Genomic DNA, 12683 nt, shown 5'->3' with positions numbered 1-12683 from the left:
CGCCCCATTTCCCGCCCCATTTCCCGCCATTTCTCGGCACCGCCCGCTCAACCAGATAGAATTCGACCCTTTCCGTTCTCGTGGCCGAATACTCATGTGGTTTAAGAATCTCCAGATTCATCGCTTCACCGCCCCGTGGACCCTCAGCGCCGAAGACGTAGAGGCCAGCCTGGCGAAACACGCCTTCTTCCCCGGCACCAGCCTGGAACCGCAAACCCAGGGCTGGGCATCTCCGCGCGACAACGGCCAGCTTGTGCACTGCGTCAACAAGCAGATGCTGCTGGTGCTCCGTACCGAAAAGAAGCTGCTGCCGGCCACCGTGGTCAATCAGGTGACCAAGGCGCGCGCCACCGAGCTGGAAGAGCAGCAGGGCTTCAAGCCGGGCCGCAAGCAGATCAAGGAACTGAAGGAACAGATCACCGAGGAACTGCTGCCGCGCGCCTTCAGCATCCGCCGCGACACCCGCGTCTGGATCGATCCCGTGAACGGCTGGCTGGCCATCGACGCCGCCGCCACGGCCAAGGCCGATGAAGTGCGCGGCATGCTGTTCAAAGCCATCGATCCGCTGCCGGTGGCGGGCCTGCACGTGAACCAGTCGCCGGTGGCGGCCATGACCGAATGGCTGTCCACTGACACCGCGCCCGCCGGGTTCACCGTCGACCAGGAAATCGAGCTGCAATCGAGCGCCGAATCCAAGGCCACGGTGCGTTACGTGCGCCATCCGCTCGACCCCGAGGACCTGCGCCGCCATATCGCCGCCGGCAAGCGCTGCACGCGGCTGGCCATGACCTGGAACGACCGCGTGTCCTTCGTGCTGACCGAGAACCTGGCGGTCAAGCGCGTGGCGCCGCTGGACGTGATCAAGGAACAGGCCGACGGCACGCTGCATGACGAAGCCGAGCGCTTCGACGCCGATTTCGCGCTGATGGCGGGCGAACTGGCCGGCCTGCTGCGCGACCTGACCGACGCGCTCGGCGGCGAGCGCAAGGCCGACGGCAGCGCCGCCAGCCAGCCCGAGGTCCGCAAGGCTGCCTGACGGCCCGGAAGGACCGGAAGGCCCCCGCCCGCCCCGGGCGGCGGCGCTGGCCCTCATGCCTCGCGCTCGTCCAGCGTGAGCACGATGCGCCGGTCCTGCCGCCCCGCCCGCTCCCATGCCTCGGCCACCTCGGCCATCGGCAGGGTCTCCACGTCGAGGCGCAGGTCGCCATCCAGCGCGTACATGAGGATGTCCTCCACGTACGCCTGCACATAGTCCAGCGGCGGGTAGCTGGACGGCCCGTAGCCCATCAGCCGGAGCCGCGACTCGCGCAGCGACTGGGCGGGCAGCACGATGTCGCCCCCGGGCCGCTCGGCCACCGAGACCAGCCGCACGCCGCGGTCGTCGGGAGACGGCACGACGTGGTCCGAGCGGGCCAGCGCGGCCGCCAGCAACTCCACCGGCTCCCCCCAGATGTAGTCCAGGATCACGTCGATCCCCTCCTCCGCATAGGCCGAGAACGTGTGTTCGAGCGCGTTGCGTGACAGGCGCAGGTCGATCATCGCATCCACCTCCAGGGTGGCCAGCGCCTCCTGGCGGTGCCCGGCGGCGATGACCCGCCTGGCGCCGAGCAGCCGCGCCGCCTGAACCGCCATGCGCCCGGCCGCCGTGGTGGCGCCAAGCACCATCACCGTCTCGCCGGGCTCCAGTTCGGCGCGGTGCGCCAGCGGCAGCCACGCCATCAGCGCCGGCCGCACCAGCGCCGCCGCGAACTCGCCCGGCAAGCCGTCCGGCAGCGGCACGACCCAGTCCGCCGGCGCGAACTCGGCCATCGCGCCGAACGGCCGCCGCGTGGCGCTGAAATAGACGCGCTCGCCGCCGGCCGTATGACCGACGCCATCCACCCCGCACACCACCGGCAGCGTGAGCGGGCTGCTGGCGTGCATCCCGGCGGCGGCCTGCCGGTCGATCGCATGGATGGCGGCGGCGCTCACCCCCACCAGCCGCTCGCAGTGCGTGGTGTCGGGGTCGGGGAAGGACTCGAAGCGCGGAATATCGCCCAGGTGGTGCAGAACCACGGCTTGCATCGGAAAACTCCTAGTTGGAACGTCCATCGGACAGGGAAAGCGAACCTCTCTGTCGACGATGGTAGGGAGCATTCCGGCCCGGGTATGTGAGCCGATTCTGAAAAATGCGGCGGGTGGCCACAAAACAAAACAGGCGACGCTCAATCGCGTCGCCTGCCTGTTTGTCTCGCCGGGATGTCAGCGCACCATCACTTCAATCCCAGGACAGCGCCCCGCCGGTCTGGTACTCGATCACGCGCGTCTCGAAGAAGTTGCGCTCCTTCTTCAGGTCGATCATCTCGCTCATCCACGGGAACGGGTTTTCCTCGTTCGGGAACAGCTGCTCCAGGCCGATCTGCTGGCAGCGGCGGTTGCAGATGAAGCGCAGGTAGGACTTGAACATCGGCGCGTTCAGGCCCAGCACGCCACGCGGCATGGTGTCTTCGGCGTACTTGTATTCCAGGTCCACGGCCTGCTTGAACAGCTCCGCGATCTCGGCCTTGAAGTCGGCCGTCCACAGGTGCGGGTTCTCGAGCTTGATCTGGTTGATCAGGTCGATGCCGAAATTGCAGTGCAGTGACTCGTCGCGCAGGATGTACTGGTACTGCTCGGCGGCACCGGTCATCTTGTTCTGGCGGCCCATCGCCAGGATCTGCGTGAAGCCCACGTAGAAGAACAGGCCTTCCATGATGCAGGCGAACACGATCAGGCTCTTGAGCAGCTTCTGGTCGTTCTCGGGCGTGCCGGTCTTGAACGACGGATCGGTCAGCGTGTCGATGAACGGGATCAGGAACTCGTCCTTGTCGCGGATCGACTTCACCTCGTGGTACGCGTTGAAGATCTCGGCCTCGTTCAGGCCCAGCGACTCCACGATGTACTGGTAGGCGTGCGTGTGGATGGCCTCCTCGAAGGCCTGGCGCAGCAGGTACTGGCGGCATTCCGGCGCCGTGATCTGGCGGTAGGTGCCCAGCACGATGTTGTTCGCGGCCAGCGAGTCGGCCGTGACGAAGAAGCCCAGGTTGCGCTTGATGACGCGGCGCTCGTCCTCGGTCAGACCATTGGGGTCCTTCCACAGGGCGATGTCGCGCGACATGTTGATTTCCTGCGGCATCCAGTGGTTGGCGCAGCCGGCCAGGTACTTCTCCCACGCCCACTTGTACTTGAACGGCACGAGCTGGTTCACGTCGGTGGAGCCGTTGATCACGCGCTTGTCGGCGGCGTTCACGCGGCGCTCGCTCTGCACGGCGGCGGCGTTCGGGTTGTTGCCCAGGATGCCCGGCTGCGTGGCGGCCGGCGGCAGTGCGCCCTGCTCGTCAGCGGCGGCCAGGGTGGCAGGTTGCAGCGCGGGCTGCGAGGCAGCCTGCGGCTTGGCTTGAACGTCGTCGTCCCAGCTCAGCATGTTATTTCTCCGTTATTCGTCGATGGCTGGCGGTGGCCAGCACTGGCGCCCGCGTCATGGGGGCGCCGGCCCTCTCCCCCGGCCCCTCTCCCGCAAGCGGGCGAGGGGTGCAAACCGTTGGGGGGCTTGTTACGTCTTGCTTACTGGCAGGCTTCGCACTCGTCGAAGCCGGCGTCGCCCGGGCGCATGGTGCAGACCGCGCCTTCGGCTTCCGGCATGGCCGGGGCCGAGGCGGCGGCGGCTTCCAGCGCCGACACGCCACCGTCGCTGCCCGACGACACCGCGTTCAGCGAGCCGCGCGACACCGTGGACTTCTCCACGTGCGTGGCCGCCATCGTGCGCAGGTAGTACGTGGTCTTCAGGCCACGCAGCCAGGCTTGCTTGTAGGTATCGTCCAGCTTCTTGCCCGACGCGCCAGCCATGTAGATGTTCAGCGACTGGGCCTGGTCGATCCACTTCTGGCGGCGGCTCGCGGCCTCCACCAGCCAGCTCGGCTCCACCTCGAAGGCCGTGGCATAGATGTCGCGCAGGTCTTGCGGAATGCGGTCGATGCGGGCCAGCGAACCATCGAAGTACTTCAGGTCCGCCACCATCACTTCGTCCCACAGGCCGCGTGCCTTGAGGTCGCGCACCAGGTAGTCGTTGACCACCGTGAACTCGCCCGAGAGGTTCGACTTCACGTACAGGTTCTGGAAGGTCGGCTCGATGCAGGCCGACACGCCGATGATGTTCGAAATGGTCGCGGTCGGGGCGATCGCGATGCAGTTCGAGTTACGCATGCCGTGCTGCTTGATGCTGGCGCGCAGGCTGTCCCAGTCCATCGACGAGGACATGTCCACTTCCAGGTAGCCGCCGCGCTCGTCGGCCAGCAGCTTGAGCGAGTCCTGCGGCAGGATGCCACGGTCCCACAGCGAACCCTCGTAGGTGCTGTAGCGGCCACGTTCCTGCGCCAGCTCGTTCGATGCCTCGTAGGCGTAGTAGCAGACCGCTTCCATCGACGTATCGGCGAACTTCACGGCGGCGTCGCTGGAGTACGGCGTGCGCAGCACGTGCAGGCAGTCCTGGAAGCCCATGATGCCCATGCCCACCGGGCGGTGGCGCAGGTTCGAATTGCGCGCCTTGTCCACCGCGTAGTAGTTGATGTCGATCACGTTGTCGAGCATGCGCATCGCGGTGCGGATGGTCTTCTGGAGCTTGGCGTGGTCGAGCACGTGGGTGCCGTCGGCCTCCTGCTTCAGGTGGGCCACCAGGTTCACCGAACCCAGGTTGCACACGGCGATTTCGCTCTCGTTCGTGTTCAGCGTGATTTCCGTGCACAGGTTGGAGCTGTGCACCACGCCCACGTGCTGCTGCGGGCTACGGATGTTGCACGGATCCTTGAACGTGATCCACGGATGGCCGGTCTCGAACAGCATGCCCAGCATCTTGCGCCAGAGCTGGATGGCCGGCACCTTCTTGAACAGCTTCAGTTCGCCGCTGGCAGCCTTGGCTTCATAGGCGACGTAGGCCTGCTCGAACGCCTTGCCGACCTTGTCATGCAGGTCCGGGCAGGTGGCGGGCGAGAACAGCGTCCATTCGGCGTTTTCCATCACGCGCTTCATGAACAGGTCCGGAATCCAGTTGGCCGTGTTCATGTCGTGGGTGCGGCGGCGGTCGTCGCCGGTGTTCTTGCGCAGCTCGAGGAATTCCTCGATGTCCAGGTGCCACGTCTCCAGGTAGGCGCAGACGGCGCCCTTGCGCTTGCCGCCCTGGTTCACGGCCACGGCCGTGTCGTTCACCACCTTCAGGAACGGCACCACGCCCTGGCTCTTGCCGTTGGTGCCCTTGATGTGGGAGCCCAGCGCGCGCACGTTGGTCCAGTCGTTGCCCAGGCCGCCGGCGAACTTCGACAGCAGCGCGTTTTCCTTGAGGGCTTCGTAGATGCCTTCCAGGTCGTCCGACACCGTGGTCAGGTAGCACGACGAGAGCTGCGAGCGGCGCGTGCCCGAGTTGAACAGCGTGGGCGTGGACGACATGAAGTCGAACGACGACAGCAGCTGGTAGAACTCGATGGCGCGGGCTTCGCGGTCGCGCTCTTCCAGCGCCAGGCCCATGGCCACGCGCATGAAGAAGGCCTGCGGCATTTCGATGCGCTGCTCTTCCACGTGCAGGAAGTAGCGGTCGTACAGCGTCTGCAGGCCGAGGTAGTTGAACTGGAAGTCGCGCGAGGCGTCCAGCGCCGCGCCCAGGCGGGCCAGGTCATACGTGGCCAGCTTTTCGTCCAGCAGTTCGGCCTGAATGCCGCGGGCGATGAACTTCGGGAAGTACTCGGCGTAGCGCGAGCCCATCTCGGCCTGCGTCACTTCGCCGCCGAGGATTTCCTTGCGGATCGTGTGCAGCAGGATACGGGCGGTGACCTGGCTGTAGTCCGGGTCCTTCTCGATCAGGGTACGCGCGGCCAGGATGGCGGAGTCGTACACCTGGCTCAGCGGCACGCCGTCGTACAGGTTCTTGAGCGTTTCCTTGAGGATCGGCTCGGCGCTCACGCCGTTGCCCAGGCCGCTGCAGGCGGTGTCGATCAGCTCGTGCAGCGCGGCCAGATCCAGCACGCGGCTCACGCCGTTGTCGTTCACGTTGAAGGCCACGCCCTGTTGCACACGCGCCACGGTCTGCGCATTGGCCTGCGCGCGCTCCTGGGTGCGCTTCTCGCGATACAGCACGTAGGCACGGGCCACTTCATGCTCGCCCGAGCGCATCAGCGCCAGTTCCACGTGGTCCTGCACGTCCTCGATATGGAAGGTGCCGCCGTTCGGCCGGCTGCGCAGCAGCGCGCGCACCACGTTCTGGGTGACCTGTTCCACGATCTCGCGCACGCGCGCGGAGGCAGCGCCCTGGCCGCCGTTCACGGCCAGGAAGGCCTTGGTCACGGCGACGGCAATCTTGTTTGGCTCGAACGCCACCACGGCCCCATTGCGGCGGATGAGCTTGTAGTCCTGATAGTTGGCGCCGGCAGCGGCGGGGGTCTGCTGCGACGTTCCGGCGGCGCCGACAACGCCAGCCGATCCCGTGTTTTGTTGTTCGTTCTGGGCCGTTTGCATGAGGTAACTCCTGTTTTAACCCTTGTAATGAAGTGACAAAGTCCCTAGCAAAATGCGCTTCAGAAGACACTCGACACCGGCCTTGCCGGGGCGAGAACCAAACTGCACAGGCGTTCATTCTGCTAGGGACTCTTGCGATACCGCCGGCCGCGTCACTACTGTGGCGCCGGCGTCGCAATCCATTGCGGCGCAGGCTTCACACCTCGGCCGGTTCCCCGGTAGTACCACTAGATATAGTGGTCACTGCGAAAAACTGGGCTAAGTATAGTGAAACGAATCGGAAAGACCAGTCTTGACAAGTCAGATGCCGGTCTGGGGACGGGGTGTGCGGCGGCGCCACATTCCTGCAAGCCGCGCTACGCCAAGGGATGGCGGCGGCCCGTGCGCCACCGCACAAATTTTCTAAAATTTTTTAATCGTGGCGAGTCGCCGATAGGCGGCCCAAGTGTGGGGATTTCACATCGCTGTCACGCGGGCGAATGCCTGAATATGAGGCATCGTGCACAAGGGGGCGGCGGGTCAGGATCCACCCCGTCGATAAGGCAGCAGCGCTGGCGTCACATCGGCCAGTCTGGCGAATCGGTCCCAGTCGAAGTGCGGGCCGGGGTCGGTTTTGCGGCCGGGGGCGATGTCGCTGTGGCCGGCGATGCCGGTGATCGGGTAGGTCGTGCGCAGGGCGGCGACGATGCGGGCGGCGGTGTCGTATTGGCCCAGGGTGAAGGGCTGGTCGTCGGCGCCTTCGATCTCGATGCCGATGGAGAAGTCGTTGCAGCGCTGGCGGCCGCAATAGGCTGACTGGCCCGCATGCCAGGCACGTTGCGTACACGCCACAAACTGCACCAACTCGCCCTCGCGGGTGATCAGGAAGTGGGCGGAGACGCGGACGTCGCGGATCGTTTCGAAGAACGGGTGGCGGGCGGTGTCGAGCCGGTTCTGGAAGAACGCCTCGATGTCGCCCGTGCCGAACTGGCCCGGCGGCAGGCTGATGTTGTGCAGCACCACCACGTCGACGGGCATGCCCTCGGGGCGGGTGTCGAAGTTGGGCGATGGCACGCGGCGCGCGGCCGGCACCCAGCCGTCGGCGTCTGGCAGCCAGTCTGCGGCCACGTCAGCCATCGCGGCCCTCGCCTTCCGCCATCGATTCGCTGTCGTCGCGCCCTTCCCGGCCATCGCGCCCTTCGCGTTCGTCGCGGATCTCGAGTTGCTGGATGCGGTAGCGCAGCTGGCGGAAATTCAAACCCAGCAGCGGCGCGGCCGTGGTGCGATTAAAGCCGGTCTGGCGCAGCGCGCGCAGGATCAATTCGCGCTCGAGGGCCTCGAGCCGGGCCGGCAGGTCGATGGGGAACGTGACGTCGCGCAACGCATCGACCATCGGATCGATGGATGGCTGGGGCGGCGGCGGCGCCTCGGCCACGGCACCCCCCGCCTCCGGCGCCGTCAGGCTGGCCGCCGACCAGGCCGGGCTGCCCCAGGTCTCATAACCGGTCGGCGCGGTCTCCGGCACCGGCACGGGCGCGCCTTGCAGCAGGCTGGCGCGATCCACGCCGGCTTCGAGCGGCCCGAGGTCCGCCACCGCGATCTCGTCCGATTCGGCGAAGGCGTAAGCGCGTTCCAGCAGGTTTTCGAGTTCCCGCACGTTGCCGGGGAAGCGGTACGCCGCCAGCCGCGCCAGCGCCGGGCCGGACAGCCGGCGCGGGCGCGCATCGCCGTAGCGCACGGCCAGGTGTTCGAGGATGACCTGCGCCAGCACCGGAATGTCCTCGCCCCGCTCGCGCAGCGTCGGCATGCGCAGCTCCAGCACGTTCAGGCGGTAGTACAAGTCCTGGCGGAACGATCCGGCGGCGACCATCGCAGCCAGATCCTTGTGGCTCGCGCACATCACGCGCACGTCCACGGTGTCTTCCCGACTGGCGCCGATCTTGCGCACGCGCCGCTCCTGCAACGCGCGCAGCAGCTTTACCTGCATGGTCAGCGGCAGGTCCGCCACCTCGTCCAGCAGCAGCGTGCCGCCGTGCGCGGCGTGGAAGAAGCCGCCGCGCTCGGCGTCGGCGCCCGTGAACGCGCCCTTCACGTAGCCGAAGAATTCCGACTCCATCAGCGTCTCGGGAATCGCCCCGCAGTTCACGGCCACGAACGGGTGCGCGGCGCGCGCGCTCACGGCGTGGATGGCGCGCGCCGCGCGCTCCTTGCCGCTGCCCGATTCGCCACTGATCACCACCGGCGCCATGCTGCGCGCCAGCCGCGACAGCGAGCGGCGCACGTCCTGCATGGCCGGGGACAGCCCCGGCAGCAGGCCGGCGGCGCGGTCGGCGGCTTCAGCGGCCTCGGCAGCCTCGGCGCTGCGCGCGCCGCCCTCCGCCGCGCCGCGCTGCTGGCGACCCAGCGCGTTCAGGATCAGGGTGCGTAGCTGGTCGAGCGACACCGGCTTGGCGATGTAGTCGAACGCCCCGGCCTTGAGGGCATCGACGGCATTGTCGGCGCTGCCGTAGGCGGTGATCACGGCCACCGGCGTGCGCTCGGGCGAGGCCGACAGTTGCCGCACGATGTCGATGCCCAGCCCGTCGCCGAGCCGCATATCGGTCAGCACCAGGCTGTAGCGGCGCTCCGCCAGTCGCAGCCGCGCCTCGGCCAGCGAGCCGGCCATCACCACGTCGTGCCCCATGCGGCGCAGCGAGATGTCCAGCAGCTCGCGCAGGTCGGCCTCATCGTCGATGACGAGAATCGGATCGGGAACGGGCGGTCTGGCGGACATGGCGTGGGGGTTGGGTTGCGGGGGGCGGCGGATCAGGCCTGGGCGGCCGTTACAACGTCGGGCGTCTCGATCCGCATCGTCAGCACGAACGCCTTGGCCGGCAGTGTATCGCGAGCGCCGGGCCCGAGCAGCCCTGTGCGATCCAGCAACGGTTCCAGCGCGATGGTGCCGTAGCGCACCTGGGCGTCATTGGCGCCGCACAGCTCGCGCGCCATGAACAGGCCCAGCCCGGTGCCCTGGGCGTTGCTGGTGAAGAACGGCTCGAACAGGCTGCGCTGCTGCTCGCGCGTGACCTCGGCGCCATCGTTCCAGACGATCAGTTCGGCATGGTGCTGATCCAGCGCATGGGCCAGCAGACGGATGGCGCCCGGCAGCCGGCTGCAATAGCGCCAGGCGTTATCGAGCAGGTTGCCGAGCACCTGCTGCAGTTGCGCGGCATCGAAGATCACCGGGCGTTGCAGGTCCACGGCGAGGCGGATGGCATTGGCGTTGATATCGGCGCGCGGGCCGCCGCGCGAGCGCATCTCCAGCCGCCAGCGTTCCACGATCTCGGGCAGCGCCTGGCCCAGCTCCACCGCGCTGTGGCCGGTGCGGGGGCGGCGCGAGAGTTGCAGCACATCGGACACCACCTGATCGAGCCGGCGCACGTTGTCGCTGATGATGCGCAGCAGCCGGGCGTCGATATTGCCCTCGCCCGCCCCGGAATCGGCCAGCAGCTCGTTGGCCTGGCTGATGGCCGCGAGCGGGTTGCGGATCTGGTGCGCCACGCTGGCCACCAGTCGGCCCATGCCGGCAAGTTTCTCCTGCTGCACCTGCTCGGCAATCCGTTCCCAGCTTTCGATGTGGACCAGCACCGTGTCGCGCATCTCGCTGCGCAGCAGCGTCTCGTCCTCGGGGCTCCAGGCCATGGCCTCGTTCTGGGCGATGGCCAGACGCAGCCGGGCCGCGCCTTCGGGCGACATGTCGTTCCAGCCGACGGTATCGAGCGCGCTCGGCGCGGTCAGCGCCCCGCCCAGCGTGGAGCGCAGCCCGGCCAGCCCCGGCAGCACGAAGCGCAGCCGCAGGCGGGTATGCAGCATCGGCCCACCCAGCGCCGACGGGCGCGATGGCAGCGGCAGTAGCTGCAGGATGCGCGGCACATCGTCATTGGTCTGGATCCAGTCGCGCAGCATTTCCATCAGCGGCTGCAGGCGCGGGATGCGGCGCAGGTCGAACAGCACCTTGTCGCGCTCGCCGGCGCGCACCTGCCCTTCCCGGATCCGCTCGTGCGGCTGCACGCCCAGCAGCACCACGGCCGCGGGGTTGGCGGCCACCACCACGCCGTTGGCGCGCACCAGCATCACGCCGTCCTGCATGTCGTTGACCATGAGCCGGTTCACCAGTTGCTGCAGGCGCAGTTCCTGCTCGCGCGCCAGCGCAATCTGCTCCTGGGCGATCTGCCGGTTGGCGAGCATGTACATCACCAGCGCGGCGATCATGAACACCAGGCCGAACAGGCCGGAACCGAGCAGGTTGGCATCGGCCTGGCGCACCAGCAGCGTCTGCACGAAGGGCTGGCCCATTACCACCAGCGCCGACACCGCCGCCGTGAACAGCGCGAACATCAGGCTGGTCAACGCCCCGGCCTCGAGCGCCGGCAGCAGGAAGATCATGGCGAGACCTTCGGCGTGGCTGCCCAGCCGGCCCACCACCGCGAAGATCCCGGCCAGCAGCGCCAGGTCGACCATCACCTGTACGCGCACGCGCACATGGAAATGGCGGCGCCACAGCGTGCCCACCAGCGTGACCATGGCGATGCAGAGGTAGGGGAGCACCACCGGCAGCGCGGCGGCCATGCGCGGATTGGCGGCGAGGGTGGCCGCGGCACCGGCGGCCACGCCAGGATCCGGCGCGGCGCGTTCCAGCGGCAGCCACACGTAGCCCACCAGCAGCAGCGCCACGGCCGCGCGGGTCCAGCAGAAATAGCGCAGCAGGCGCCAGTGGAATTCAGGCGGCTCGGGTTGGCGCCACAGCTCGACCAGCACGCGCCAGCCGTTGAGGCGGGACCAGGCCGAGCGGCGCGAGGTCATGGGCGCGCGTCGGTGTCGCCATGGCCGGACATCTCCGAGCCATCGGGCAGATGACTGCGCCGGCAGTAGTGCAGGCCGTTCCAGCCGATGGCCTCGCCACGCGGCAGGTGCACGCCGCACTGGGCGCACTGGACCATCGGCTCGGACGATGCCGCGCCTTCGGTCTTGCGCTGCGCCGGGCCAGGGCGGGCGGTCGGCTGCTCGTGCGCGTCGCGGGCGGCCGCGCGCTGGCGCAGCCACCAGATGATCGCCAGCACAACTGCCAGCAGGAGGAAGATTCTTGCCATGGGGGCGATGACGATCAGGAGATCACTAGATCAGGAGAGGCGGTGCAGCACCACTTCGATCACGAAGCGGCTGCCCACGTAGGCCAGCAGCAGGATGCCGAACGAGGCGATGACCCAGCGCAGGGCGGTGCGCCCGCGCCAGCCCCGGAAATGCCGGCCGACCAGGATGCCGCCGAACATCGCCCAGGACAGGATCGCGAACACGGTCTTGTGGTCCACGCGGAAGGCCCGGGCGAACAGCTGCTCGGAGAACAGGAAGCCGGACAGGATGGTCAGCGTCAGCAGCACGAAGCCCGCCGCGATCAGCCGGAACAGCAGCTTTTCCAGCGTCAGCAGCGGCGGCAGCAGGTCCAGCCAGCGGCCCAGCCATTGCCCGGACGATGCTTCGGCGCTGGTCGGCCGGTTGAAGCCATGGAGCCGGCGCTCGGCCAGCAGCATCAGGAAGGCGTGGAACGCCGCCAGCGTGAACAGCCCATAGGCCACGTTGGCGATGACGAAATGGAGCTTGAACAGCGGCCGCGCGGCGTAGCCGAGGATCTGCGCGCCCGGGAAGGCCAGCGGCATCAGGCCGGCCAGCATCGCCACCGGAAAGACGATCAGGCCGAGCCCGGCCAGCGAGAAGAAGAAGCTTTCGATCCAGTAGATGCCCACGCCCAGCCACAGCATGGCGGAGAGCGCGAAGGCGAAGCCGAACATCATGCGGTCTGCCGGGAAGATGGTTTCGTGCAGCAGCATGCCGTGGCTGACCAGCGCGCCGAGCACCACGGCGTGCCACCATGCGGGCTGGCCGTCCGCGCGGCCATCGCCGGGCGGCGCCATCAACACGGCCGTGGCGGCGCCAGGGCGCCCGCCGGGGCCCGGATGGCCCGGATGACCGACAGCACCCCCGCCAGCGGCCGCCAGCCGGGGGTTGCGCGTTGCCCAGCCGTGAAAGGCCAGGCCGCAATAGAGAAGTGCCGTCAAGGCATACAGTACAATGGCCATTTGCGCAGTTTACCCTAGGGCCTGTCCCTCGTGCCCTTGTCCGTGATGCCTCACGACAACGCCACGCGCGCG

9 protein-coding genes are annotated in these 12683 nt (G+C 67.8%); 1 reads left to right on the top strand and 8 read right to left on the bottom strand.

Annotated elements, in window-relative coordinates; translation table 11 throughout:
- Positions 1–94: 94 nt before the first annotated feature.
- A complete protein-coding gene (locus AC1DFU_RS18670; protein ID WP_441592228.1) occupies positions 95–1036 on the top strand; it encodes a recombination-associated protein RdgC in 942 nt (313 codons plus the stop codon).
- 53 nt (positions 1037–1089) lie between these two features.
- Here AC1DFU_RS18670 and AC1DFU_RS18665 read toward each other — a convergent pair whose 3' ends face one another.
- The 8 genes from AC1DFU_RS18665 to AC1DFU_RS18630 form a co-directional block, all read right to left on the bottom strand.
- Positions 1090–2064, bottom strand: a complete 975-nt coding sequence (locus AC1DFU_RS18665; protein WP_092298656.1) for an MDR/zinc-dependent alcohol dehydrogenase-like family protein — start codon at positions 2062–2064, stop codon at positions 1090–1092.
- A gap of 193 nt (positions 2065–2257) precedes the next feature.
- Entirely contained in the window at positions 2258–3442 is a 1185-nt protein-coding gene (locus AC1DFU_RS18660; RefSeq protein ID WP_441592226.1) for a ribonucleotide-diphosphate reductase subunit beta, read from the bottom strand.
- 140 nt (positions 3443–3582) lie between these two features.
- Positions 3583–6519, bottom strand: coding sequence for a ribonucleoside-diphosphate reductase subunit alpha (locus AC1DFU_RS18655; RefSeq protein WP_092298652.1), 2937 nt, complete (start codon positions 6517–6519; stop codon positions 3583–3585).
- Between the two features lie 519 nt (positions 6520–7038).
- A complete protein-coding gene (gene ampD, locus AC1DFU_RS18650; protein ID WP_441592224.1) occupies positions 7039–7635 on the bottom strand; it encodes a 1,6-anhydro-N-acetylmuramyl-L-alanine amidase AmpD in 597 nt (198 codons plus the stop codon).
- On the bottom strand, positions 7628–9271 hold the full coding sequence (locus tag AC1DFU_RS18645) for a sigma-54-dependent transcriptional regulator (protein WP_092298649.1): 1644 nt from the start codon (positions 9269–9271) through the stop codon (positions 7628–7630). The genes ampD and AC1DFU_RS18645 overlap by 8 nt, the downstream gene beginning before the upstream one ends.
- A 32-nt stretch (positions 9272–9303) precedes the next feature.
- The gene (locus AC1DFU_RS18640; RefSeq protein ID WP_092298647.1) at positions 9304–11340 is read right to left on the bottom strand and encodes a sensor histidine kinase; all 2037 of its coding nucleotides are present in this window, start codon (positions 11338–11340) and stop codon (positions 9304–9306) included.
- Entirely contained in the window at positions 11337–11627 is a 291-nt protein-coding gene (locus AC1DFU_RS18635) for a PP0621 family protein (RefSeq protein WP_092298645.1), read from the bottom strand. Before AC1DFU_RS18635 ends, AC1DFU_RS18640 begins: the two co-directional genes overlap by 4 nt.
- A gap of 30 nt (positions 11628–11657) precedes the next feature.
- Positions 11658–12611, bottom strand: a complete 954-nt coding sequence (locus AC1DFU_RS18630; protein ID WP_092298643.1) for a cytochrome C assembly family protein — start codon at positions 12609–12611, stop codon at positions 11658–11660.
- Positions 12612–12683: the final 72 nt, after the last annotated feature.

Source organism: Cupriavidus sp. 10L45 (assembly GCF_056395225.1).
Note: the sequence above shows the minus strand (reverse complement) of the source record. Positions and strands in the feature narration are given on the sequence as shown.

What these genes read in the sequence shown, in the direction of transcription:
- AC1DFU_RS18670 (WP_441592228.1), top strand. Translation starts at nt 95, where the DNA reads ATGTGGTTTAAGAATCTCCAGATTCATCGCTTCACCGCCCCGTGGACC.
- AC1DFU_RS18665 (WP_092298656.1), bottom strand. Translation starts at nt 2,064, where the DNA reads ATGCAAGCCGTGGTTCTGCACCACCTGGGCGATATTCCGCGCTTCGAG.
- AC1DFU_RS18660 (WP_441592226.1), bottom strand. Translation starts at nt 3,442, where the DNA reads ATGCTGAGCTGGGACGACGACGTTCAAGCCAAGCCGCAGGCTGCCTCG.
- AC1DFU_RS18655 (WP_092298652.1), bottom strand. Translation starts at nt 6,519, where the DNA reads ATGCAAACGGCCCAGAACGAACAACAAAACACGGGATCGGCTGGCGTT.
- ampD (WP_441592224.1), bottom strand. Translation starts at nt 7,635, where the DNA reads ATGGCTGACGTGGCCGCAGACTGGCTGCCAGACGCCGACGGCTGGGTG.
- AC1DFU_RS18645 (WP_092298649.1), bottom strand. Translation starts at nt 9,271, where the DNA reads ATGTCCGCCAGACCGCCCGTTCCCGATCCGATTCTCGTCATCGACGAT.
- AC1DFU_RS18640 (WP_092298647.1), bottom strand. Translation starts at nt 11,340, where the DNA reads ATGACCTCGCGCCGCTCGGCCTGGTCCCGCCTCAACGGCTGGCGCGTG.
- AC1DFU_RS18635 (WP_092298645.1), bottom strand. Translation starts at nt 11,627, where the DNA reads ATGGCAAGAATCTTCCTCCTGCTGGCAGTTGTGCTGGCGATCATCTGG.
- AC1DFU_RS18630 (WP_092298643.1), bottom strand. Translation starts at nt 12,611, where the DNA reads ATGGCCATTGTACTGTATGCCTTGACGGCACTTCTCTATTGCGGCCTG.